This is a genomic window from Streptomyces sp. HPF1205 (genome assembly GCF_020400825.1).
GTDB lineage: Bacteria > Actinomycetota > Actinomycetes > Streptomycetales > Streptomycetaceae > Actinacidiphila.
On the sequence record NZ_JAINVH010000007.1, the window covers coordinates 1 to 24210 of the forward strand.

Here is a 24210-nt window from a genome sequence, read left to right on the forward strand (position 1 = left end):
GGTGGTGTTGTCCGAGGAGCGCCGCACCTGGTACAGCGGCCCGTTGTAGGCGGCGTACAGGGCGCGCGTGGTGCTGTGCGCGGCCACGCACGGCGTGCCGCCGGACGCGTAGATGTCGCACGGGCCGGACGTGGCCGCCTGCGCCGTACCGGCCGTGGCCGAAGCCCCGACCAGCGCACCCGCGACAAGGGCCGCCGCCGCCCCCGCCCGGGCCAGCACCTTCAGCGAAGGCCGGCGCGAGCGTACGGGCGTGACGGCACGCGCGCCGTCCGGTGCGGCATCGGACGTACCGCGACGTCTCACCGCCGCGAGCAGTCGTTCGACGCCTCTGCCGACTCCGGGCCGGCGCCTGAGGTCTGTGGTCCGCATGTGATCTCCCTACCGTGTGGATGCACCATGATCGACCGTCATAGTTAGCGCTAACAATCAGTGGACGCTCAAAGCGTCGTTGCGCGATGGGATTTCTGAAAGGTTTCGGGGGGAGACGGTCCTCCCAACGCCGCAGCCGTGTCAAGGGGTGCGACATCCGAATCGGACAGCGGCCCGCCGGTACGCCGCAAATCGGGTACCGCGGCCCGGCGGCGGGAAGGGATACGAGAAGGGGGACGGCAGGGGCGCGGGAGGAGTGCGCGGGGGACCCTCGGCCGACTGCCGCGGCGGCGGGCGGGGTGCGCAACTGCGCCGCGTGCGGCAAGGGTTGACAGAGCGTGGCCCGTGAGGCACGCTGCCGCCGTTGGCAGTCAGACATCCCATCTTCCCTCAGGGGAAGCGGGTTGCACGGCTCTTGTGTTGTTAGCGCTAACTACGACAGAGTCGCACATCAGCGCACTTGGCGTCCCTCCCCCCACCGCCAGGAGACCCCGATGAACAGCAGCTTCTGGTCGACCGCCGGCGTGTCCGCCCAGGCCCCGGCTCCGGCTCCGGTCGGGCGGCCTGCGGTCGGTGTCCCGCCCGCCGCCGCGGCGCCGGCTGCCGCGGCGCCGGCTGCCGCGGCGCCGGCTGCCGCGCCCGACCGTGCGCGGCAGGCACCCGCGAGGCCGCCCCGCAGGTCCCGCGCGACGCATGCGGTCCCGATCCCGGCCGGCGTGGGACCTTCACCCCGCACGTGACGGCCGGGGCCGGTGGAGACCGGCCGATACCTGCCGATACCTGCCGAACCGCGGCCGGCGACCGGCGTTCGGCGCCGGGTGGCCGCGGCCGTGGTCAGCCGCAGCCGCACCCGCGGTCAGGCGAGGGCGAGGAAGAGCTTCTCCAGTTCCGCCTCGGTCATGGGAGGCGCCGTGTCGTCAGCCGCGGCCATGCACTGGCGCATGCCGCTTGCGACGATCTTGAATCCGGCGCGGTCGAGGGCGCGGGAGACGGCGGCGAGCTGGGTGACGACGTCCTTGCAGTCGCGGCCGGCCTCGATCATGGCGATGACCCCGGACAACTGGCCCTGTGCCCGGCGCAGGCGGTTGAGTACCGACTGCGCGGCATCCTCGTCCACTGCCATTCCCATGGCCGCGCCTCCTGTCCGACGTATACGTTCACGTGTTCCCGATGGTACCCCAGGGGGTATAGGACGGGGCGGCGCCGACGGTCCCGGTCCAGGTCCCGGCGGCGGCACCGCCCCCGGGTGGTTCACCCGTGCGAGAAGCGCACGGACGGCAGCACCCGTCGCAGCCACGACGGGCTCCACCAAGCGGCGTGGCCGGTCAGCCGCAGCAGAACCGGCAGCAGCACCAGCCGTACGAGGACCGCGTCCAGCAGGACCGCCACGCCGAGCACGATGCCCATCTCCTTGGGCGGAAGCGGTCCGGACAGGGCGAAGGTGAAGAAGACGGCGACCATGACGGCGGCGGCGGCGAAGATCACCCGGCCGGAATGGGCCATGGCGCCGACCATGGCGTCCTTGACGTCCTTGCTGCGTTCGTAGTGTTCCTTGGCGGACGCGAGCAGGAAGACGGTGTAGTCCATGGCGATGGCGAAGATCATGGCGAAGAAGAACACCGGTGCCCAGCCGTCCAGGAAGCCCTGCGAGGTGAAGCCGAGCAGACCCGCGCCGTGTCCGTCCTGGAAGATCAGGCGGGCCACCCCGAAGGCGGCGCCGGTGGACAGCAGGCTCGCCGCGGCGCCGAGTGCGGCGATCAGCGGCGCCTGCAGGGCGACGAGCAGCAGCAGGAAGCCCAGGCCCAGTACCACCGCGATGACGAGGGGCGTTTTGCCGGTCAGCAGGTGCTGCAGGTCGAGGTTCTCCACCGAGGCGCCGCCGACCAGGCTGCCGTGGGGCAGATCGGCCCGCAGGCTGTCCACGGTCCGGGACAGTGCGGGGTCGGACGGGTCGACCTTCGGGACCGCCTGGATCATCGACCACCCCGAGTGGTCCGTCGCGGCCTGCGGCGGCATGACGGCGGCGATGCCCGGCGTGTGCTCGGCCGTCGCCGCGGCCCGGCCGGCCGAGGCGGACGGTACGGCGATCTGCAGGGCGCCCGGGGCGCCCGGGCCGAACGCCTGCTGCACGGCGGTGTAGCCGGTCCGGGCCGAGGCGTCGTGGGGCAGGACGTCGATGGACGGCATCGCGGTACGCAGGCCGATCACCGGGGCGGCCAGTGCCAGCAGCACGACCAGGGACGCGGCGCCGTAGGCCACGGGCCGGCGCCACAGGCGCTCACCCCAGGCCGCGAACCGCCGGGAGCGGTGCTCGCCGGCCTTGACCCAGGGCAGCGCGACCGCGTCGACGCGGTGTCCGAGTTTCGCCAGTACGGCGGGCAGCAGCGTCAACGTGGCGGCCAGGACGAAGGCGACCGCGAGCATGATGCCGCCGGCCATGGAGCGGAAGGCGGGGGAGGGCACGAGCATCACGGCCGACAGGCTGACCAGGACGGTGGCGCCGGACAGTGCGACGGCCTTGCCCGCGGTGTCCATGGTCTCGGCAACCGCCTCGACGGTGCCCCGGGAGCGTCCCACCCGGGCGCCGCGGAACCGCATGACCATGAACAGGGCGTAGTCGATGCCCAGGGCGAGGGCGAACATCATCGCGAAGTTCATCGCCCAGATCGACACCGGCGTCAGATGTGTCAGGAGTACGAGGGAGCCGGCCGAGGCGCCCAGTCCCGCCATGGTCAGCAGCAGTGGCAGCCCGGCGGCGACCAGGGAACCGAAGGCCAGGACCAGGATGACCAGGGTCACCGGCCAGGACAGGATCTCCGAGTGCATCATCGCGTTGTGGTTGGCGGTGTTGAAGTCGCTCCACAGCACGGACGCGCCCGTGGCGGTCACGGTCACGCCGTGCCCCGACAGCGCGGCCAGCGGCCCCTTGAGGTCGTCGGCCGCGCGCACCATCCCGTTCGGGTCGGCCTTGGCGCCCGCCAGGACGACGGCGGTGTGCCCGTCGGGGCTGATCGTCGCGCCCGGCCGCGGCGGTACGACGGCCGCGATCCGGGAGTCGGCTCGTACGATCCCCTCGGCCTGGTCGATCACCTGCCGCACGGCGGGGTCGCTCACCGGCCGGTCGGCGTGCACCACGACCTGGACGGCGGACGAGGCATTGCCCCCGAAGTGCTGCTGGGCGATCTGCCGCACCGCCACCGACTGGGATCCGCTCGCCTGCCATCCCGCACCCGACAGCGCCGTCTCCACCTTCGGCGCGAAGGCGCCGAGGACGGCCACCACGACCACCCACAGCAGGAAGACGGTCCTGGCGTGGGTCGCCGACCAGACACCCAGCCGGCCGAACGGCCCGGGGGAGCCGGAGGGACCGGAAGGAAGGGGTCGCAGACCCGACGAGTCGACTCCGGGTGAGGGCGAGGACGTCATGCAGCAAGCCTCCTGCGGTGGATCACGGGCGGTGCGCGTCAATACCCCTGGGGGTATCCATGGAGGCAACCGTAGACGGAGCCGGACCGTAGGCGCAAATACCCGCGGGGGTATACATGAGGCAGGGGGTCGGCCGGCCGGTGCCACGCCTCCGGGGGGCGCCTTCTTCGCGTAGGCTGGCGGATATGGACATTTCACCCATCGGGGTCGCGTGTCCGCTGTCGGGCGGGCGACGTCCCGCCCCGCTCCGTGTCCCGTTCCGCTGCCGAGGGCGGCGGTAGCGGTGGGTACCGCGTCGACCGCTTCCCGGGCCGACACCGGCATGCTCCTCACCACGGTCCGCCTGCTGCCGTTCGTGGTGCTGGTGGCGGCCGGGGCGCTGCTGGTGGTGACTCCGCCCGGGGATCATTACGGGTTGCTGCTCTCGATCGTGCCGTTCCTGGCCGCGGCGGTGCACGGTGTGTACCTCACGGCGCTGATCGGCGCGCTGACGGTGGCCCTGTACGCCGGCGTGGGCCTGTCCCGGCACGACGACGACGTCGACGTGACGCTGGTCAAGCTGGCCTTCCTCACCGCGGCCTCGGCGACGGCCGTGCTGTTCAGCCAGGCCAGAGCGAGGGAACGGCGGCTGAACAAGGCACAGGACGTCGCCCTCGGGCTCCAGCAGGGCCTGATGCCCGGCTCGCTGAACGGGAACCACGCCGTGGAGGTGTGCCACCGGTACGCGCCCACCGACAGCGAGGCGGGCGTCGGCGGCGACTGGTGCGACGTGATCCGGCTGTCCGGTGCGCGGGTCGCGCTGGTCATGGGCGATGTCGTCGGACACGGTGTCCATGCCGCGGCCACCATGGGGCGGCTGCGCACGGCGGTGCGCACGCTGGCCGATCTCGACCTGCCGCCCGACGAACTGATGTCCAGGCTGGACGACATGGCCGCGCAGCTCGCCGAGGAGGACGAGACCCGCGACCTGGGCGCGACCTTTCTCTTCGCGGTGTACGACCCGGTCCTCGGCACGTGCACGCTCGCCAGCGCCGGCCATCCCCCGCCCGCCGTGCTCAGGCCCGGCGCCGTGGCCGAGTACCCGCGGCTCGCGGAGCATCCGCCGCTCGGCATCGGCGGCACCCCGTTCACCACGACCACACTGGACCTCGCCGAGGGCACCGTGCTCGCCCTGTTCACCGACGGGCTGCTCGACCTGCGCCACCGTACGACCGACGCGGCCCTCGCGGGCGTGGCGGCGGCGCTCGGGCCCGCCGAACGGCCGCTGGCGGAGATCTGCGACGACGTCTACAGCCTCGCTCCCTCCGGCAGCGACGACGACGTCACCGTGCTCCTTGTCCGCGTGCGCGCGGTCCAGGCGGATCACGTGGCCGCGTGGGAGTTCCCCGCCGACGAGAGGTCGCCCGGCGAAGCACGGGCGGCGGCGAGCCGGCAGATGCGGGCCTGGGGACTGTTCGACGAGGTCTTCGCCACCGAGCTGGTGGTCACCGAACTCGTGACCAACGCCGTCCGCCACGCCTCCCCGCCCATCGTGCTGCGGCTGATCAGGACCGACACGCTCGTCTGCGAGGTCTCCGACGGCAGCGGCACCGCCCCGCACATGCGCCTGCCGCGCCTCCTGGACGAGGGCGGCCGCGGCCTGTTCATCGTCGGCCGGCTGGCCCGCCGCTGGGGAACCCGCTACTGCGACACCGGAAAGACCATCTGGGTGGAGCAGGCGCTCCCGGACCCGGCGAAACAGGCGGCCGGCCGCGCCGCCCCGGCCGGCGGCCCGCTTGACGGCCATGCTCTCCCGCCATGAGCCCGTGAGCCCGTACGGGTCAGGAAGCCGCCGCCCGCCCCCCGGCCACCCCCGGCATCACGTGATCGGGCCGGACGGACACGCGGGCGGAGCCGCATACAGGTGGTGAGTGCGCTCAACTGCATTGAGCAGGAAGGGAGTCAGGCGCAACGTACTTGCGCCGGCAAGGCCGACACGCCACCGTTGGTGAGGGGAGCGCGGCAGGGGGTGGCTGGTCCTTGGAGAGGACGTACAGGGCGGGGGACCTCATCGGCGGCCGTTACCGGCTTGTGGAATCCCTCGGGTCCGGTGGCATGGGGGCGGTGTGGCGAGCGCACCACGAACAGCTCGACATCGACGTCGCGATCAAGCAGCTCGCCATGTCCGGGACGGTCGAGGAGGGTGAACGCCGGCAACGAGTGGAACGAGCCCGGCGCGAAGGGCGCACGGTCGCCCGGCTGGAACCCCACCCCCATGTCGTCGGAGTACGCGACCTGATCGAGGAGGACGGTCTCCCCTGGCTGGTCATGGACCTCGTTCCGGGGTCGTCGCTCAGGGGACTCGTCCGGCGGCAGGGGCCATTGAGCGTCGCCAGGACGGTGGCCATCGCCTGCCAACTTCTCGATGCCTTGCGCGCCATCCATCAGCAGGACGTCCTCCACCGCGACATCAAGCCGGACAACGTGCTGATCAAGAAAGGCCGCCAAGGCGATCACGCCGTCCTGGTGGACTTCGGGATCGCCCTCCACACGAAGGATCAGCGGCTCACGGACACCGGGCTGGTCATCGGCACACCCGAATACCTCGACCCGGAACGGCTCACGGACAAGCCCCTCGGTCCCGGCTCCGATCTGTTCAGTCTTGGTGCCACCCTCTACTTCGCGCTGGAGGGGCGTTCTCCGTTCTCGGGGAAGAACCACCCGGCCATCCTGCATGCCATCCTCTACGAGCGTCCGTTGTCCATGCGGCGTGCCGGGCCGCTCGCACCTCTGATCACCGATCTTCTGCAGCCCGACCTGGCTGACAGGCCGAGCGTCGAAGAGGCGCTGCATCGCGCTGACGAACTGCTGCAGATCGCTTCCGCGGCCACGGCCCAGGCTCCGGACGGCGGGGCCGCAGGGAGGCGTGGTACGCGGAAGGAGGTGCCCCCGCCCCCGACCAGGGTGGACAGGCACGGGGAAGGCGGGACGAACGGCGGCGTCGGCGCGGAGGGGCCCAAGCGGAGGCAGCCCCGTCCGCTGGTCTTCGACGAGCGAGTGCCGGCGCATCTGCGCCCGGCGCTGGCGGGGTGGCTGAGCCACAGCACTCAGGGAACTCTCCGTACCCAGGTAGCTGCGAAGGTGCGCTTCACGGCTTACAAAGGCTGGGACGGTTATGTCGATTTCGGCAAGATGAGCGACCGGCAGCTCTGGGAAGCAACCGACTACGTTCTGCGGGTGGGGCCGAACTCCTTCTCCTCGCACTCCAACCCCAGGTCGGAACTTCGTGACCTCCTGGCAGTGGCGGAGGCCCCCTATCGAGTGGCCGGCAACGGAAAGCGTCTCAAACCGGCGGGATCGCCCCGGAATACTACGGGCGCGTCCCTGCTCCGGCATGTCATTTCCGTGGAGAGGCAGGCCGGCTCCGCAGGCGCCCCCGGCGATCACGACAGCGGCGATCACGACAGCGGCGATTACGAGGAGGCCGGCTTCTTCGCCACCGTTGCCGTCATGACGTTGGCCGCTGTGGCGGGCCTGGTGGGCGTGGGCGTCGTCCTCACTCCGGTGCTTCTCCCGCTGTTGTTGGGGACCGGGCACGCGGCCCTGGTGTCCGGTGATTCACCCGGGGTGCGTGTCTGGCCGACCCTCGTGGCGATCGCTCTCGACCTGGGAGGATTGGCCGCCTGGATTTACGTCCTTGACGATCTCTTCCAGGCGGAGGAGCCCTTCAAGGCCGGAATCACCGTCTTCCTCTTTACCGGCGTGACGGCCTATGCCTGCGGGTCCGCCTTCCATGGAGACCTGTCGTTCATCGACCAGTGGGGGAAAACGGTCACGGGTTGGCTGTTGCACCGCGGCTGAGGACTTCGGCGCCACGGGGTACCCGGAGATCCCGCCCCGCGACCAGGCTTTGCGTCGGCGCTGCACCGAACGGACGCAGGGATCATGAACCGTCAGCCCTCCCGACACCACCCTTTGAAGGTCAGTAACTCGCCAGCGCCTCGTCCAGATAAGCCTGCACCGCCTCGAAGAGGCCGTAAGGGACGTACCGCGGGATCTCGGCGCGGGTGCACCAGGCCAGTTCGGCGAGTTCCTCTTCGTCTGCCACGCGGGCGGTTCCGGCCACGACGCTGCAGGCGGTGTACGACATCGTGCGGTGCGTCTTCGGGTGGACTCGTGCGCCGAGGAACTTCACCGGGGCGACGGTCAGGCCGGTCTCTTCGTGTGCCTCACGTACGGCGGCCTGTTCCGGGGACTCGCCGGCCTCGATCTCTCCCGCGGGGAACTGCCAGGACAGCTGGCCTTCCTGCACACGTCGGCGGACCATGAGGACGCGGCCTTCGTGGGTGATGATTGCGGCCGAGATACCAGGGCGCTCCTCGGGGGGCTGGTCCGTCATGTCTGTTCCTCCAGAGCGGCGAGGATCGGTGGGAAGATCGTGTCGGCGGGGATGAAGCGGGTCACCGCGTCCCGGCGTGCCCACGCAACGTCGACGTTTTCGACGATGTCGGTATTGGCCGCTTCGCCGGCCAGGTAGTCGCAGAGGAAGTATTCGCACTGCACGCCCGTGAGGGGGTGGAGGCGGCTGCCGAGAAACCGCCTGATGGCGCAGTGCACGCCGGTCTCGGCGAGGGTCTCCCGTACGGTGGCTGTCTCCGGTCGCATTCCTGGTTTGATCACACCGGCCGGGAATTGCCAGGTGAGTCCGGAGGCGTCGTTGTCGCGGCGGCACACCAGAAGGACATCCCCTTGCCGCACGACGACGGCGATGGCGACGCGGAGCGGCTGCGGCTCTCGCGCTCCGGGTGGCAGGCCGGCACCGTGGTCGTCTTGGCCCCGGGACAACAGTGCGAATCTCGCGCGTACGGCCGGAACCGCTCGCTCGTACGCCTCGTCGAGCAGTTGCTGCATTTCCGCCCGTGGGATCACCGTTGGGTCGGCATGCCAGGCGGCAACCGTGCGTAAGGCTATGCCCAAGTGGCCGGCGAAGGCTTCGTTGGTCATGCGCAGAGCCGCCTGGAGGGCGCAGGCGTTGCGGCCGTTCCAGACCTTGACCACGTCCATGTGTACCTCCCCCCTCCCCATGGTCCATGCCGGAAGCGACTGCTGCACAGGCGCTGCACAGCCATTGCACCGCCCATGCATGGTGCCGGCCGCAATCGGACGGTTGACTTGCAGGCAGGCAGTCCTCTCCCCGTCAACGACTCAACCCCTCGGAAGCGACTATGTCCCGTCGAAGACCTCCTGACGTCCTGTCGAAGTTCTCGAAGAAGATTCCGACTGCCGGGAAGACGACGCCACCGCCATCGCAAGAGCATGCGAGGCACGCATCCCGTCGCGGGACGCCGACGGAGACGGGGACTGCCTGACACCGCTGGTTCGCCGGTCCGGTTCCTGACGGCAGTCGGGCGGCAGCGCTCGGCCTGGGCGCAGGTAATCTCGGGCGAAATGACGCGCTGAATGGTCGTCATATTGCTTGGCGGAAAGCTGAAAGGGAATCGATGGCCCAGGAGCAGGAACAGACGGCGGAGCGCACCCTGGTGCTCCTCAAGCCCGACGCGGTCGTCCGCGGCTTCGCCGGCAAGATCATCGCTCGCTTCGAGGACGCGGCGCTGAAGATCGTCGGCATCAAGATGAAGCGGATGGACGCCGACTTCACCCGGCGCCACTACTTCGACCTGGAGGAACGCCTCGGCACCGAGGTCTACGACCTCACGGCCGCGTTCATGCAGCAGGGCCCGGTCATCGCTCTGGTGCTGGAGGGCTTCGACGCGGTGGCGACGGTGCGCAAGATCGTGGGGAGCACGTACCCCAACGAGGCACCGGCCGGCACGGTACGAGGGGACCTTTCGCACTACAGCAAGGGCGCGAGCGTCGCCTCGGGCAAGGCCGTGGCCAACCTGGTGCACGCCTCCGGGAACCGGGAGGAGGCGGCTCAGGAGGTCGAGCTCTGGTTCGACAAGGACGAGCTCCACGACTACCGCACGCTGGCGGAGATCTTCACCTACTGAGCGGTCCGACGTCACCGATGAGACCTCGGTGCGTTGAGCAGCACAGGAGCACCACAGCACGAGAGAGGACGTCATGACCGATGAGACCCGCGCCCCTTCGGTGGGCGAACTGGAGGCCGACTTCCAGCGGGAATTAGCCGCGGACCGCTGGGCCGCGGCTGAGACGGCCTACGCCCTCGCGGTACGCAACCGGGACGCCGGCGACTGGCGGCAATCCCGTGAGTGGGTCGAGCAATGCCTTCGCCTCCTGGAGGGCTTCCCGAGCGACACCGAGGAGCAGGTGGCCACCAGGCGGGTTTCCGTCGGCGGGGTCCTGCTTCCGAACTACCTGCATGAGGGCGTCGTCCGGGACCGCTTCGGCCGGCTCGCCTGACCCTCCGCGTCCGGTACGGACGATGGTGCCGGCGGTGCGGCCGGCCCAGCCCGCGACCGCACCGCCGAGCATGAACACCACCCGACACCCGTTCTGAGCAACCGAGGCACCCCAGCGTCATGTGCCTCGGCCGGCAGAGCCATGCCTGGAAGGGCTGAACTGTTGGCCATCGAGATCGAGATGCGAGCGCGCTTCGACGAGCTCGCCCACGACCGGCTGATCACCCGCCTCGAACGCGAGGGCGAGGACCTCGGCCGCGACGACAAACGCATCTACTTCTACGTACTGCCCGACAAGCTGCTGAAGGTCACTGACAACATCGCAGCCGGATCGGCCAAGATCACGCTCAAGGCGGGCAAAATCGGTCAGGGGGCCGCTTTCCCCGAGACCGAGATCCCCATCGCCCGCGAGGACGTCGACGCGGCCGTCCGCATCTTCAACCACCTCGGCTTCGAAGGTGAGATGCACGAGGCCTTCAACCAGCGCCGCAACTTCCGCTTCCGCGGCGTCGAGATCGCGGTGAAGTGGAGCGAGGCGTGGGGGCACCACGCCGAGTTCGAGGTCCTGCTCGCCGACACGTCCGGCCAGGCCGCCCTGGACGAAGCCGAGGCTCGTATTCGCGCGGTCGCCCGGGAACTGGACGTGACCTTGATGAGCGAACAGGAGCTCGCCGACTTCACCGCCGCCTTCGAGGCAGCCGAACGCGCCCGCAAGGCCGGCGCGGAGCAACCCACCACCGTCCGCTGACTTTCCGATCGCCGCAGACCCAAGGGGGGATTGGCCGAGATGAGCACGACCCCGCCGACCGAGAGCCTGGTCGAGCTGGCCGCACGCAAGCAGCTACCGCGCCACCAATACACCGATCACGCCACCGTGCGATGGATCGAGGCTAACCGACCGGACTTCCCGCGCCACTCGACGGCCGGCCTCAGCCGCGCGTCCCAGCGGCTACTCCAACGATCCGCAACCCCGACGGACTGGTGGGCCGAGGCCCAGGTCACCGACTCCCTGCACGGCGTACGGCACGCGATGCGTACGGCGGCGCTGTCCGCACTGCTGGCCGAGGACGCCGGACTGCGCGACGAGGAGACCGCCGACCTCGTACTCGCCGCGGCCCTCCACGACTGCCGCCGCCTCCACGACCGGGACGACCGGGGACACGGCAATCGCGCCGCGCTCTGGCTCACGCGGAACGCGGACGCGGTCTGGGGGCACTTCGGTCTCACGGCCACGCCCCTGCGCATCGATCGAGCCGCGACCGCGGTCCGGCTCCACGACGTGCCGTACCCCGACTTCAGCCCCGACGACGAAGCCGACTACGCCAGGACCGGCTGGGTCTGTGACCTCCTCAAAGCCGCCGACGCACTCGACCGGTACCGCCAGCCGAAGCTTGGCTGGTGGCCGGACGCCCACCAGGTCCGCAGCGACGCCTTCGACCGTTTTCGCGCCACAGCCTTCGACCTCGTCGTGCGATCCGAGACCGCACACCTGGCAGGACTGGGCAGCGCCGGCGCCGTCTTCGAGGCGTTACGCCAGGGGGAACTGATCTCCTGATGGACTTCCTCGACACCTACCAGGAGTGGGCCGACGCCCACGTCTTCTTCGACACGGCCCTCATACCCGGTCCGGCCCGGCACTCCATCGACCCACTCGCCGCCCGGACGGCGGCATGGGAAAGCCGCCTGGTCCAGCACACGCCCAACGGGCACCTCCTGCGCGGCAACGCCCTCTTCCGCACCCTCACCAACGAGCGCACGCTGCACCTGCTGCACGTCACCCACGCGCTCGAAGAGATCAGTGAACACGGCGTCCTCCACCCCTCCGGCGGCTGCCTGGTCGGCAGCATCTACTGCGCCCCGCTCACCCCCGCGGGCAGCGGCTTCCGCATGCACAACCTCGGGGCCTACGTCCTCGACAAGGAAGCGCCGGCCTTCGTCGCGAAGACGGGCGCACCCGGCCGCAGGCCCACGCCGCTGATCTTCGAGATCACGCTGCCGGCCCAGGCGTACCGCGGCCTGGCCGGCATCGACTACCTGCGTCTGGGCTCCATCCACCTGCGGATCTACAGCCGACTTGAGTACCTGCTGTCCAAGGCCGAGCGGCACCGACTGCGCGAGACCGTTCTCAGCCGCACGAAGAACTCCACGACCTTCCTCGCGCTGGCCGCCGCGATCACCTACGAGGGCGCACGGGTGCGGCCCGAGTCCTTCCTGCGCGTGCTGGACGAGGCCATCCCCCGCCTGCCCATCCTCGGCTACCTGTACTTCGAGGCACTGGCGGAGTACCTCATGCTGCACTCGACGAGCCCGCAGACCATGCAGCGGGCCGAAGCCGGCGAATTCAACAACTGGCTGTACAAGGACATGCTGTTCGCGTCCTTCCCCCACATGGCCGGCAAGTTCGACCTCGCGAAATTCCGGCCCTCCCCGGGAGACCTGGACGCGCTCCTGGCCCGCATCGACCCCAGCGTCGATGCCTCACACGCCCGCAGCTACCTGAGCGAGCGGATCAGCTACCTGGCCGCCGCCCGCCTCTTCACGCCTGGCCAGGTCCCGGAAGCCTGGCACCACAGGCGCTGGGAATTCGACAGCCTCACGCACCAGCTCGGTCCGCTGCTCGGCCACCTGATCCACCGCGAACTGCGCACCTTCGGCCGCTACCCCGACTTCTACTTCTACTACGACCAGCACAAAGCCTTGCAGGCATGGAACTACTGGAACCACATGGACATCGTGGTCCCCTTCAACGGCACCTTCCCGAAAGGCGAGGTCGGCATCAACCCCGCGTACCCCGACCTGCAGTACCGCGTCTGGCGGGCCGAACGCGACGAAGCCGGTCACCTGCACCCGGCCGAAGAGCTGGCACTGACCATCGCGCCCCGGCTGGTGGACATCAAGCACACCCTCATGCGCAACAACAAGTGGGCGGAGCCGGCGGAGCCCGCCTCGGTGTGAGCGACGGACAGACGCGCCGACGAGCCTTTCCGGCCCCCTGGACCACCTGAGCTTTCGAACCCCGAGGAGACGCGAACCATGACCATCGATCGCGACACCGCACGTGCCGACCTGCACCACTTCGGCGCGCAGACCGCCGCCCTTCTCACGGACCCGGCGACCACGCACGGCCTCGCCCGCACGCTGCGGGCAGTCGCGAAGGAACTCGAACTCGCCCGCCACCACCGGGCCGGCCAGAAAGCCTGGCCCGACGGCCGGATCGACGAGAAGCCGGCGAAGGTGCAGATCGGCGGCGGGGCACACCGTATCGACGGCTTCTTCGACATCGACGCCGTCCCGCCGGCCGACCTTTTATGGGACGTACGGGAAGGCATCCCGCTGCACGACGCCACCGTACGGTTCCTGTTCTCCGAACACTTCCTGGAGCACGTCGACTACCCCCGCTCGGCCAAGAAGTACGCCCGCGAGACCCACCGCGTCCTCGCGCCCGGCGGTCAGGTGGTGACCGGAGTGCCGGACGCCGCGCACGTCCTCAAGCAGTACCCGGCCCCTCCGGCGGAGGCGACCGAGATGATCGAGCGCTGGTACGCGAACCGGAACTGCCGCGAGGACATCGACACGTTCCTGGACCTGATCAACTACGTCTTCCGCGACCAGGACGACGACCCCACGTACAACCCCCACTACTGGGCCTACGACTTCGAGAAGCTGGTCCAGCTGTTCACGGAAGCCGGGTTCAGGAAAGTGGAGCCCTGGCCCTTCGACCCTCGGATCGCGAACCCGAAGCGGGAGTGGGGCAGCGTGTACGTGGTGGCGACGAAATAGCTCTTTCTCCGTAGGAAGCTCGGAGCTGAACAGTGCCACCCCGACGGTCGGGGCTACGCCGGGGATCGGGAAGAGCCGAGTAATTGAGCGATGGTCAGACGGCTTCCCGGGACGCCGTCCGGAATCCCGGCGATCGAACCGATGCCGTCCAGCCCGGTCTGCCACGCGCCCGGCACGGCCGGTCCCGACACCGCCGAGAGCGGGTGCGGCGGGTCGGCGGCGAAGACGAAATGCCACACTGTCCGCCATTCGTCCATTCGTCCATTCGTCCATTCGTCCATTCGTCTTCGGTGAGCCTGAGTACACGCGCGACGTCTTCGAGGACGCCCCTTCTCAGGCCTCGTGTCAGGTGTCTGCGCTGTCGTGGCCCCTCGGCCACCGCGTCATGGTGCGTCCTCGCAAACGTTTTCTTCACATCAAACTCAACTGCCCCCGAGAGCACGCCAGTCACGCCGGACGGGACGAACCCCGGACAAATCCGGGTTCCCCGTGGGGCCGGTTGTCGGCAGTCTTGGGGAGCAGTGCGGCGGGCAAAGGGGGCTATGGGAGCCGGCGTCGCGTTCTCGCCAGGACTTCAAGGAGCCGCACATGGGATTTCTCGCCACTCGCGCCGCCGCACGCAAGGCCGCGCCGCAGTCGTTGCCAATCGGACCGTGGCTGGAGCAGGCGCGTGCCGCCACGCCGTTCGTGCCGGAGGACCGACTGCCCGCGTGGGCCGGGATCAGCACGGTGCTGACCGCGCCGGTCTCGTACAACACGAGTGTGATGCCGGACGGGCGGCACAACTCCCTTGCCAGATGGCTGCGCGAGCAGCCCTCGGTGCTGCGGTTCGACCACGGTCCATCCGGTGCCGCCACGCTGGACCTGGGCGGTGTGCGGGGGCTCGGTGAGTGGAAGCAGGACTGGTCGCTGCGCTTCACCCGGGCGCAGTCGCCAGCCGAGTGCGTCGCGGACGTTCCGGTCTACGCGACCCGGGACGGCTCGATGGTGAACGCGGAGGCGCTGGACCGGATCCGGGGTGTGCTGGCGGAGACCTTGCTGCGCGGACCTGGGCTGCGCGTACGCGAGGGCCGGCCGGACCCGGGCGGGCAGATCGCACCGGTGCCGCTGGAGTACTCGAACTCGCCCGTGGGCGGCGACTTCTTCGCCCCGCCGGACGAGTCGGCTGCGGGATCCTGGCCAGTCGCGGTGCCGTCCGCGCTGATCGTCGAGCGCGCGGGGTTCTTCCGCTTCCGTACCGGGCAGGACGCCGAGCCGGGGGTGGAACTGGTGTATCTGGCCCCGGACGGGGATCCGGCGGGCGGCGTGCTGCGGGTGCGTCCGAACGGTCCCGAGGGCTGTCTGCTGGACGCCCCGGCGGTAGCCAGTGATGTGCCGGCCCAGGTCCGCTGGAAGCGGCGGCTGGCCACGGCCCTGAACTGGCTGAGTGTGTCGCGGACCCTTTCGGCGGGCGCGCAGGACCTGGCCCGGTTCCGTGACGCGGTGGTCGGCGCCGTGGGGACGAACGCGGGATGGCAGGCGGTGTGGTCGGAGCAGGTGCCGGCGCCCGCCTGGCGGCTGGCCCCCGGCGGCGAGTTCCCGGTGTGCGTGCGGCTGCGCAGCGAACGCGGCTTCCAGGGCGCGGACTGCGGGAAGCGTGCCATGGACTCCGTGGCCGCGTTCCGGTGCGGCTACGGCTCGGTCACCGGCCGGAACACGATGTGGGGTTCGCGCCGGCCGTCCCAGCTCACCTTGGACCAGGGCCGCAGCATGCTGCCGCGGGTGCGTTTCGGCTGCCACACCGAGGAGTCGGACGCCGTCTCGGGTGCGGTGATCCCCGACCCCGCCCACTTCTGGGAGGTGCAGTGGGGGATGGTCGCGGGCTCCTGGAACGACACGGTGCTCACCGTCACCGCGATGAGCCGGATACGCGACGTTCTGCCCTACGCGCAGGAGCTCCAGGCCTACCTCGACGCGTACTGCGACCTGGCACTGGCCTACGACCCGGACATCCGGTTCACTACCGTGTACGTCACCTGCTGAGCCGGCCACCCCAACCGGCCGTCCGGCACCGCCCGGGCCGGTGCGCCGCCGCACGGCACGGGCATCCGGCACCACGCACCCGCCTCCGGCACCTGCTGTCCGGCACCCGAGGAAAGCGAGCATGGAATGAAACGAGCGGCTCTGGTGGCGGCGCTGGTCGCGACCGCCGCTGCCGCGTTGAGCGCGTGCGGTGGTTCGGGCGGTCCAGCGGACGCGAGTTCGACCACGCGGGCGTCCGCGTCCACGGCCGCCCCGGACGCCGCGCAGACGGCGGGCGCCACCGCCACCGCCACACCGGCGAGTCCGACCACGCCTGCCTGGTCGGCGCTGCCGCCCTCACCGAAGTTCTACGACGCCACGCAGACCACCAGCGACGGCTACAAGCAGACGATGCACCTGACGCTCTACCCGGCGATACCGGGCCGCGACCTGGACGTGCTCAAAGCGGCCTGGGCGGCGGTCGGCGGCAAGGGCGACATACCCTGCCTGGACGCCTCCGGCATCAGCGGGTCCACCACCGTCACCATCCCGACACAGAGCAGCGTCTACGCCATCGGACGGCTGTCGGTCGTCAACGACACGCCGGACTTCGGTGACGGCGGCATGATGTGGGACTTCGTGGCGCCGGGGCTGTCGTACGGCGCGGCGATGGGGTTTGAGTACTCCGACAAGACCGAGTGCGACGGCTTGGACTCGGGCACCCTCACCAAGCCCCACTGGACCGGCACGATCTGGGGCTCCCTGCCGGTCGTCGTCGCGTACGGCGACGTGGTCAACCCGAAGCACCCCGCCGGGGACTACGACAAGATCGCCAAGGCTCCGCTGCGCCTGCTGGAGACCGGCAACGTGCAGAAGGTCACCATCACCTCGGGCACTACGCGGCTGCCGGACGGCATCGAGCTGGTCCCGATCGACCCGGCCTGGCTCAGTGACGCCAAGACACACATCCAGAGGTAGAACCACGCGCCGCACCGGCCTCGCGGGTCACGTCAGCGGCGCGGTGAAGCCGGCGCGTCGTCGCGGAAGTGGGGAGCCGCGCAGACGGGCTGAGCCTCGAACGGGCCGGAGTGGGTGGGGCCAGGACCGCGCGTCACTGCGGCCTGTCCGGCGTCGGGTTGGTGGTCGGCCCGAACGCAGCGCTCGGGGAACAGGTCGGTCACGTGGACGGTCCGGGTGTGTTCCCCCGCGCCGACGATTACCCGGATGCCGACGAAGTAGTCGGAGAGGAATCGGCGACAGCGATCGCACGGGGTATTGCCCCGCGTCCGCAGTCACCCGCGGCCACATTTCGACGGCCAGGGCGACGCTGTTGCCAAAATCGGCACCGGACATGGAGTACTCGCACATCGTCGGGCCACGCATGTCGGGGCAGGCACCGTCTTCCGGAGAATTTGGCCGGCCATGCCCAGGGTCATGAGATCGCACGGCTGCGTGTTTCTCCGCCTTCGGTCCGGAGCCGGAGGACGACTTCGCGCCCGTGGCCGCCGCCATGGACGTGTCGGCACCCGCAGCCGGCGTCACCGCCTTGCCGGAAGCGCCGCCGTCACACGCCACCGTCCCACCCGAGCACCACGCCGACGAGTACCACCGCTGCCCGCCTCAGCCACCACCGCACGCTGATCATGGTTTCCCCCACCCCCGACCATCGGCGCCGCCGATCGTCGTCCCGAACTGCCGTGCCGCCAGTGTCGGAGCCACTGGTGCCTGGCTGAACCCGGATTCGTCCGGGGTCCGATCGGCCCGGGCCTGGGGCAAGATGTGCACGTGTCCTCGCCACCGCCTACCGCACCCTCGCCGACCACGCACGACGGGCCCGGGCGCAGAGGACTGTGGCCGTGGTGGCCGTGGTGGGGCGAGGGGACTCTGTCGACGACCGCGGCCGGCGCGGAGTTGGCCGTGGTGATCGCGTTCGTGTCGCTGCGGATCGGCACGCTGCTGGACATCCTGCCCGCGGCCCCGCACGGGCTGGCCCGGGCGTCCGACTCGGGCCTCGACGCGGCGTTGATGGGCGTCGCGCTGGTGGAGACGGTGGCGCTGTGCACGGTGGCGGTGCGTCGGCGGCGATATCCGGCAGGGTGGTGGGCGTGGCTCGACGTGGGTGTGGCGATGGCGGTCCTGCTGTGTGAGCCCTGGTATCTGCATCCCGAGGACTGGGCCGGGACATGGACGGCATGGGGCGGGGCGCTCAGCGTGAACGCGGTGTTCGGCGCGGCCATCGGTTTCCCGGCCCGGTGGCAGACCGCAGTCGCGACGTGCGGGGTCGCCACGGCTTACGCATTTCCCAGCGTAGTGTTGTCGCACGCGCACGCCTCGATCGCGGCCAGCAACCTGGTCAGCTACGCCGTGTTCGCTGTGGCGGCCCGGTCGTCGGCCACGTTCGTCCGCCGCCTGGCCCGTGACGCGGACCTCTCACGCGAGCATGCCGCGATCGCGGCCAGACAGGCCGAGCGGGACCGGCACCGGCTGCTGCTGCACGATCATGGCACGATCCTGCGCCTGCTGTCCGAACCGGGTCTTGAGCCCGCGTTGGTGGAGGCGCTGCGCCGTCAGGCCGCCGCCGGGGCGCTCCGGGTGCGGAGCTTCCTGGCTCAGCCGGATGGTGCGACGGCCGGAGCGCCGGGAACCTTGGCTGCCTTGGTGAGGCGTGCGGGGGAAAGCTTCAGCGATCTGCCGATTGATTACGCGGTGGACCTCGCGACCGACGTGATGATTCCTCCGGCGGTCGCCGACGCGCTGCAGGAGGCGCTGGCGACGGTGCTGCACAACGTGCGCACCTACGCCGCGGCCAGCCATGTCGTCGTCCACGCCGACGCCCCGCCGGGACTGGGCTGCTGGGAGGTCAGCGTCCGCGACGACGGACACGGATTCGACCAGTCCCGTCGACCGCTCGGCTTCGGGCTACGGGTACAGGTGAGCCGTGCGCTGGCCGAGGTCGGAGTGGAATCACAGATCCGGTCCGCAGTCGGCGCGGGGACCGTCGTGCTGCTGCGCGGAAGGTTGGAGGGCCAGTGAGCGCCCCTCAGGGACGAGGCGTTCCCGGAAGGGAGGGGATCCGTGTTGTCGTCGTCGATGACGACACGGTGATCCGGGAGGGACTGCCCCGCCTCATTCCAGAACTGCACGTGCACATGACGGTCAGCAGTGTGGAAGAACTACTGGCCGCGCAGCCGGAGACGGACGTCGTCCTGCTCGATCTGGTGCTGACCGGTACCGGCCGCACCGGCGTACGCCAAGGAGCGGTCGCCGTCGAAGCCGTTGCGCGAGCCGGGTACCGGGTGTTGATCTACACCAACGAGCGCCGCCGCGAGGTGCTGGTCGGCTGTATGGCAGCAGGTGCTCGGGGCGTGATCCACAAGGCGGAGCCACTGGTGGCCCTGGCCGAGGCAGTGGCGGAGGTGGCGGCCGGCCGCGTGGTCGTCACGCAGGCCCTGGTGGGGCTGGCGGAGTTGGCGGAGCGCCGGGGCACTCTGCCCAGCCTGACAACGCGGCAGCGGGAGATTCTGTCGGCCAGGGCCCGTGGGGAGACGTTCCGCAGCATCGCCGATCGGCTGTTCATCAGCAAGAAGACAGCCGAGGAGCACATGGCCGTGGTGACCGCGAAGTTCGCCGATTTCCTGCGCGACCACTCCCCCGCCGACCTGGAGCGAGAGCTGGGTCTCGGCCCTGGGGACCTCCTCGATCCCCGGTAGACAGGCAGACGTGTGCGCGCCCGTCAACCGGCCCCTGACCACCGGCCAGAAATTGTCGAACACGGCGCTGGCTGCCGTCCGCGCCCCGGTCGAGCACGGCTTCGCCCACCTCAAGAACTGGCGCGTCCTCGGCAAGCTCCGCACCGACCCGAATGGGGCGACCGCCCTGGTCAGGGCCCTGCTGGTCCTCACGAACCGCGAAGTCGCCCGCTGACCGATGATCTTCACGACAGGCACCCGCCCGCGACCAGCCCGAGTATCCCGAACCCCACGCACACCGGACCCGTGACCAACAACTTCGCGATGCACACCGCTCAATGAACGACGCCACCCTGGGCGCGGGGCCCCCGGCGAGTGCCTGGGGCGGGCCGGCAGGGGGTCCGATCCCCCTGCCGACCGTACGGCCCGTGTCCCCGCCGGAGACGCGCCCGGACTGCACCGGACCTGCGTCAGGCCGCGGCCAGCGCCTCGGTCGGGGGCAGCCGGGCCGCCCGGACGGACGGGTACACCCCGGCCGCCATACCGATGAGCAGCGCGGCGCCGAGCCCGCCGGCCACGGACGGGAGCGGGACGACCGGCGGCCAGCCCTGGAACGTGGCGTAGCCGAGGACCGCGAGGGCCCCGGCGGTCGCGCCCACCGCGCCGCCGGCCGCGGAGAGGATCACGGCCTCGGTGAGGAACTGGCCTCTGATCTGGCCGCGGTTGGCGCCCAGGGCCCGGCGCAGGCCGATCTCCCGCCGGCGCTCCAGTACGGAGATGATCATGGTGTTGGCCACGCCGATGCCGCCGACCAGCAACGCCACCCCGGCCAGGCCCAGGAAGAGGGACGAGAAGGTGTGCTGGGTGGCGCGTTTGGCGGCGAGCGCGTCCGAGGGCCGGCTGACCTCCACCAGCCCGGGCAGTTGCGGGTAGAGCGTGGCGGGCAGCACCGCTCGGACGTCTTCCAGCGCGTCCTCGCGGGCCTTGACGTACACCACCGTGGGGTGCCCGTCGAAGGCGAGGTAGTGCGCCGCGGCGGACCAGCCGACCATGACCGACTGCTCCAGCTGCGGGGTGAGCGGCATGGGGTCGAGAATGCCGATGACGGTGAACAGCCGTTTGTCGATGATGACCTGCGGCAGCGGCCCGTTCGCCGGGAGCTGCCGGAAGCCCAGCCATGAGGCTGCCTGGTAGCCGAGCACCACTGTCGGGAACCCGTCCGTGGCCGGTGAGAGGAACCTGCCGGTGTGCACCCGGCCGCCGACGGCCGGCAGCAGGTCCTCCCGGGCGGCGAGCACGCTGATGCCCACGCTGTCGCTGGGGTCGGACCGGTCGCTGCGCCGTACGTCGCGGTGGGTGTTGGCGACGGCGCTCACCTCGGTCACCGGCCCGATGCGCCGGGCCATCGCGTCCGCGTCCGGCGGCAGCAGCACCGGCGGCGTCTGATTCGGCTGCGGCTGGGCCTGGAGCAGGTTGGTGCCCAGCGCCGTCAGCTGCTCCAGCAGTCCCTTCTGGCTGGAGGCGGGGATCCCGGTGACGACGATCATCGTGGCGATGCCGATGGAGATTCCCAGCGCCGACAGGGCCGCCCGCAGCCTGCGCACCCGCAGTCCGACGAGTCCCAGCAGCAGGACGTCCCCGGGGGACAACCGCACCGGCCCGGGAGCGGTGGTGCCCGTGGTCCTTGTCCGGCTCATCGTCCGGCTCATCGTCCGGCTCATCCGGCGGCCTCCTTCGTCAGGCCGTCCCGCACCGGGTGCGGCACCCGGCCCGCGCCGGAACGGGTGTCGGCCACGATCCGGCCGTCCCGCAGCTCGACCCGGCGCGGCAGCAGCGCGGCGATCTCCCGGTCGTGGGTGATGACGGCGATGGTGGTGCCCTCCGCGTTGAGGCGGGTGAGCAGGTCGAGGACGGCCCGGCCGTTGGCGCTGTCCAGGGCGCCGGTGGGCTCGTCGGCCAGGACCAGGGCCGGGGAGTTGACCAGGGCGCGGGCGATGGCCACGCGCTGGCGTTCGCCGCCGGAGAGCTGGTGCGGAAGGTGGCGGAGGCGGTGCGCCATGCCGACGCGGGCCAGCGCCTCCTCGGCCAGCGGGCGGCGCCGGCGGCGCGGGACCCCGGCGTACAGCAGCCCGGTGGCCACGTTCTCGGTCGCGCTCAGCCCGTCGGTGAGGTGGAACTGCTGGAACACGAAGCCGAGCCAGCGCGCCCGCAGCACCGACAACCGCCGGTCGGGCAGGGTCGCGACGTCCTGGCCGGCGACCTCCACGGTGCCCTCGGTCGGCAGGTCGAGCGTGCCCATCAGGTGCAGCAGGGTCGACTTGCCCGAGCCCGACGGGCCGACGACCGCGAGCAGTTCACCCGCGGTGACGGTGAGGGAGACACGGTCGAGGGCGGTCACTCCGCCCGGGTGGACCTTGCTGGCGTCGCGCAGGCGCAGGACGTCCCGGCCGGCCGCGGGGCCCCTGCCGGAGTAGGGCACCGGCCCGGTGCCGGCGGCCTGGCCCGTCATGACGCGGTCTCCACCCGCAGGCCCGCGGTCACGCCCGGCCCGCTCACCTCGACCCGGCCGGCCGCGAACAGCCCGGTGGTGACGGCGATCAGTGTGCCGTCGGTGCGCTGCAACGCGTACCCGCCCTCCTTCAGCGCCACCAGCGCGGTAACGGGGACGGCCAGCACGCCGTGCCGGGTCGTGGTGGTGAACCGGACGGTGACCGGGGCCGCGTCCAGCGCCGCGAGGTCCTTCGGGTGCACTGGCGCGACCGTGACGTCCACGGTGGGCGGTGAGTTCGGATCCTGCTGGCCCGAACCGGCGTCGTTGGCACCGGCCTGGACCGTGGTACTGACCGCCGTCACGGTGCCGGGCACCAACCGCTCGTCCGGCAGCGTGATCGTCACCGCGGCCCCGATCCTGATGCCGCTCTCGTCGCCGGCCTCGACGGGCACGGTGATCCGGCGGCCGGTCGTGGTGACCGACATCAGCGTCTCCTGCACCGGGTCGCCCAGGTGCGCCTGGACCTGACCGATCCGTACCGGTCCGGGCAGCACGACGGCCTGCCCGACGCCCAGCGTGCCGGTCGCGGTCATCCCGATGTGCTGCTGCCAGCGTTTGACGGCAGCGGCCAGTTCCGCCGTGTACGTGGCGCCGCGGCCGTCGGTGTCCGGCGGACGGTAACCGATGTCGTACCCCAGCGCCCGCAGATTGTCGGCGACGACGGTGACGTCGCGGCCCCGCAGCGGCGCCTGCTTGCCGGACGGCGCCTTGAGCGTACGGAAGAGGGGAGTGCTGCCGTAGAGGACGACCACCGGCTGGTCGTCGGCGCGGTAGAGCGCGTGGCCGCGGGTCACCGTGGACCCGGCCGCCGCCAGCGCCGTGACCACACCGGTACCGTGGCCGGTCACCGGCGTCCGCGGGCCGAAACCGAGGGTGCCGGGCAGGCTCCGGCTGTCGGACAGGTCGGTTCTCGTCACGGTCGCGACGTGCACCCTTGCGGCGCTCGACGGGGGTTTCGGGGGCTTGCGGGCGTGGGTGTGCAGGGCGACGGCGCCCGTGGCGAGGCCGCCGGCCACGAGAAGGAGGGCGGCCAGCGAGGCTGGCCGGGCCCGGGACCGCCGGGGGCGGACGTGACCGGTGGCCCCCGGCTGGACGGGCTCCGCGCGCCCGGCCGCCGGCTCCGTCGGCAGGGGAACGCCGGACGGTGCGGGCTCAGGTGCGGAATCGGCGCCGGACGGCGCGGGTTCACCTGCGGGATCGGCGCCGGACGGCGCGGGGCGCGGGTCGCGGGGGGGTACGGACTCGGTCACGGCGCTACTTCCCCGTCCCGCCGCCGAAGGCCTGCCGCTGGCACTGCTCCTCGATCTTGCCCTCGTCCGCCGGGACTTGGGTGGTGCTGCTGTCGTAGGTCCAGCCGAGGCCGCCCGGGTCCACGCTGGTGTCCGGCACGAGATGGACCTTGACGCCGTGGGCGCGCATGCAGGAGATCTCGGCGAGCATGTCGTCCCGGTAGTGCGGGTTGAGCGCCGGGTTCAGCTCCGGCGGTTCCTGCGGGAGCTTGTTCACGCAGGCCGCGCTCGCCTGCTTGGGGACGGGATCGGCGACCGTCTTGGGCGCGCCGCCCACCGCCTCGGCGCGGCCGGTGTTCCAGTGGGCGCCATGCGCGACCAGGCACTCGTCCCACGCGTGAATCATCGCCTCGCGTTCGGCAGGCGTGTCGTCAAGGCGCTCCTGCGGTCGCGCCGAGGAGTCGCTGCCGGTGCCGGAGCTCGCTCCGTTGCCCGCGCCCGTGGAGGTGGCGGAGGTGCCAGGAGTCGCACCGGCCGCGGGATTGGTGGCCGCCGAGGAGGCCGGGAGCGAGGCGACGCCGGGATCCGTACGGCCGCCGCCCGCGCACCCGGCCAGTGCGAGCAGGCACACCGCCGCGGCGGACGCGGGGAACAGCAGGCGGCGCGGGCGCGGGGCAACGGCTGGGTGTGGAGCAACGGCCGGGCGCAGGGCAGGGGATCGGCGCGGGGCAGGGTTCGGTGACATGCCCGGGGACGCTAAGGCGCGGATGTCAGGAGATTGTCAGGAAGCCGTAGTCCTCCGG

At 71.0% G+C, this 24210-nt stretch carries 22 protein-coding genes and 1 pseudogene; 13 read left to right on the forward strand and 10 right to left on the reverse strand.

Features of this window, described 5'->3' with window-relative positions:
• The 3 genes from K7G61_RS09995 to K7G61_RS10005 form a co-directional block, all read right to left on the reverse strand.
• The coding region (locus K7G61_RS09995) for an arabinofuranosidase catalytic domain-containing protein (RefSeq protein WP_308190620.1) at positions 1-369 on the reverse strand (369 nt) is incomplete at its 3' end.
• 856 nt (positions 370-1225) lie between these two features.
• Complete coding sequence (locus K7G61_RS10000; protein WP_225846563.1) at positions 1226-1492, reverse strand: metal-sensitive transcriptional regulator; 267 nt, start codon at positions 1490-1492, stop codon at positions 1226-1228.
• Between the two features lie 128 nt (positions 1493-1620).
• Positions 1621-3795, reverse strand: a complete 2175-nt coding sequence (locus K7G61_RS10005; protein WP_225846368.1) for an MMPL family transporter — start codon at positions 3793-3795, stop codon at positions 1621-1623.
• Between the two features lie 283 nt (positions 3796-4078).
• Here K7G61_RS10005 and K7G61_RS10010 point away from each other — a divergent pair, with 283 nt between their 5' ends.
• Both K7G61_RS10010 and K7G61_RS10015 read left to right on the forward strand, forming a co-directional pair.
• Positions 4079-5596, forward strand: coding sequence for an ATP-binding SpoIIE family protein phosphatase (locus tag K7G61_RS10010; protein WP_225846369.1), 1518 nt, complete (start codon positions 4079-4081; stop codon positions 5594-5596).
• A gap of 269 nt (positions 5597-5865) precedes the next feature.
• Complete coding sequence (locus K7G61_RS10015) at positions 5866-7635, forward strand: serine/threonine-protein kinase (RefSeq protein WP_225846564.1); 1770 nt, start codon at positions 5866-5868, stop codon at positions 7633-7635.
• A 121-nt stretch (positions 7636-7756) separates the two neighbouring features.
• Here the strand turns inward: K7G61_RS10015 and K7G61_RS10020 are convergent, their stop codons facing one another.
• Together K7G61_RS10020 and K7G61_RS10025 are read right to left on the reverse strand one after the other, a co-directional pair.
• Positions 7757-8173 carry an NUDIX hydrolase gene (locus K7G61_RS10020; RefSeq protein ID WP_225846370.1) on the reverse strand — a complete coding sequence of 139 codons (417 nt, stop codon included), beginning with the start codon at positions 8171-8173 and terminating at the stop codon, positions 7757-7759.
• Complete coding sequence (locus K7G61_RS10025) at positions 8170-8838, reverse strand: NUDIX hydrolase (RefSeq protein ID WP_225846371.1); 669 nt, start codon at positions 8836-8838, stop codon at positions 8170-8172. The genes K7G61_RS10020 and K7G61_RS10025 overlap by 4 nt, the downstream gene beginning before the upstream one ends.
• A gap of 437 nt (positions 8839-9275) precedes the next feature.
• Here K7G61_RS10025 and K7G61_RS10030 point away from each other — a divergent pair, with 437 nt between their 5' ends.
• The 6 genes from K7G61_RS10030 (at position 9276) to K7G61_RS10055 (ending at position 13937) form a co-directional block, all read left to right on the forward strand.
• Positions 9276-9785 carry a nucleoside-diphosphate kinase gene (locus K7G61_RS10030; protein WP_225846372.1) on the forward strand — a complete coding sequence of 170 codons (510 nt, stop codon included), beginning with the start codon at positions 9276-9278 and terminating at the stop codon, positions 9783-9785.
• Between the two features lie 73 nt (positions 9786-9858).
• Positions 9859-10158, forward strand: coding sequence for a hypothetical protein (locus tag K7G61_RS10035; RefSeq protein WP_225846373.1), 300 nt, complete (start codon positions 9859-9861; stop codon positions 10156-10158).
• Positions 10159-10320: 162 nt separating this feature from the next.
• Positions 10321-10905 (forward strand): hypothetical protein, encoded by a 585-nt coding sequence (locus K7G61_RS10040; protein ID WP_225846374.1) that lies wholly within the window; start codon positions 10321-10323, stop codon positions 10903-10905.
• Positions 10906-10944: 39 nt separating this feature from the next.
• Positions 10945-11712, forward strand: a complete 768-nt coding sequence (locus K7G61_RS10045; protein ID WP_225846375.1) for an HD domain-containing protein — start codon at positions 10945-10947, stop codon at positions 11710-11712.
• The gene (locus K7G61_RS10050) at positions 11712-13112 is read left to right on the forward strand and encodes a hypothetical protein (protein WP_225846376.1); all 1401 of its coding nucleotides are present in this window, start codon (positions 11712-11714) and stop codon (positions 13110-13112) included. Before K7G61_RS10045 ends, K7G61_RS10050 begins: the two co-directional genes overlap by 1 nt.
• A 78-nt stretch (positions 13113-13190) precedes the next feature.
• On the forward strand, positions 13191-13937 hold the full coding sequence (locus tag K7G61_RS10055) for a methyltransferase domain-containing protein (RefSeq protein ID WP_225846377.1): 747 nt from the start codon (positions 13191-13193) through the stop codon (positions 13935-13937).
• 53 nt (positions 13938-13990) lie between these two features.
• Here the strand turns inward: K7G61_RS10055 and K7G61_RS10060 are convergent, their stop codons facing one another.
• The gene (locus K7G61_RS10060) at positions 13991-14218 is read right to left on the reverse strand and encodes a hypothetical protein (RefSeq protein WP_225846378.1); all 228 of its coding nucleotides are present in this window, start codon (positions 14216-14218) and stop codon (positions 13991-13993) included.
• A 307-nt stretch (positions 14219-14525) separates the two neighbouring features.
• Here K7G61_RS10060 and K7G61_RS10065 point away from each other — a divergent pair, with 307 nt between their 5' ends.
• From K7G61_RS10065 to K7G61_RS10090, 5 genes and pseudogenes are all read left to right on the forward strand, one after another.
• Positions 14526-15959 (forward strand): hypothetical protein, encoded by a 1434-nt coding sequence (locus tag K7G61_RS10065; protein WP_225846379.1) that lies wholly within the window; start codon positions 14526-14528, stop codon positions 15957-15959.
• Positions 15960-16085: 126 nt separating this feature from the next.
• Positions 16086-16916 carry a hypothetical protein gene (locus tag K7G61_RS10070; protein WP_225846380.1) on the forward strand — a complete coding sequence of 277 codons (831 nt, stop codon included), beginning with the start codon at positions 16086-16088 and terminating at the stop codon, positions 16914-16916.
• Between the two features lie 939 nt (positions 16917-17855).
• Complete coding sequence (locus K7G61_RS36920) at positions 17856-18971, forward strand: sensor histidine kinase (protein WP_225846381.1); 1116 nt, start codon at positions 17856-17858, stop codon at positions 18969-18971.
• The gene (locus K7G61_RS10085) at positions 18968-19648 is read left to right on the forward strand and encodes a LuxR C-terminal-related transcriptional regulator (RefSeq protein WP_225846382.1); all 681 of its coding nucleotides are present in this window, start codon (positions 18968-18970) and stop codon (positions 19646-19648) included. Before K7G61_RS36920 ends, K7G61_RS10085 begins: the two co-directional genes overlap by 4 nt.
• Positions 19649-19673: 25 nt before the next feature.
• Positions 19674-19862, forward strand: a pseudogene (locus K7G61_RS10090) (transposase family protein); the annotation flags it as partial.
• Between the two features lie 235 nt (positions 19863-20097).
• Here the strand turns inward: K7G61_RS10090 and K7G61_RS10095 are convergent.
• The 4 genes from K7G61_RS10095 to K7G61_RS10110 all read right to left on the reverse strand — a co-directional run bounded on the left by K7G61_RS10095 (position 20098) and on the right by K7G61_RS10110 (position 24152).
• Positions 20098-21348, reverse strand: a complete 1251-nt coding sequence (locus tag K7G61_RS10095) for an ABC transporter permease (protein WP_374204101.1) — start codon at positions 21346-21348, stop codon at positions 20098-20100.
• On the reverse strand, positions 21345-22136 hold the full coding sequence (locus K7G61_RS10100) for an ABC transporter ATP-binding protein (RefSeq protein WP_225846384.1): 792 nt from the start codon (positions 22134-22136) through the stop codon (positions 21345-21347). The genes K7G61_RS10095 and K7G61_RS10100 overlap by 4 nt, the downstream gene beginning before the upstream one ends.
• Positions 22133-23194 (reverse strand): peptidoglycan-binding domain-containing protein, encoded by a 1062-nt coding sequence (locus K7G61_RS10105; protein WP_225846385.1) that lies wholly within the window; start codon positions 23192-23194, stop codon positions 22133-22135. The genes K7G61_RS10100 and K7G61_RS10105 overlap by 4 nt, the downstream gene beginning before the upstream one ends.
• A gap of 238 nt (positions 23195-23432) precedes the next feature.
• A complete protein-coding gene (locus K7G61_RS10110) occupies positions 23433-24152 on the reverse strand; it encodes a hypothetical protein (RefSeq protein WP_225846386.1) in 720 nt (239 codons plus the stop codon).
• Between the last annotated feature and the right edge of the window lie 58 nt (positions 24153-24210).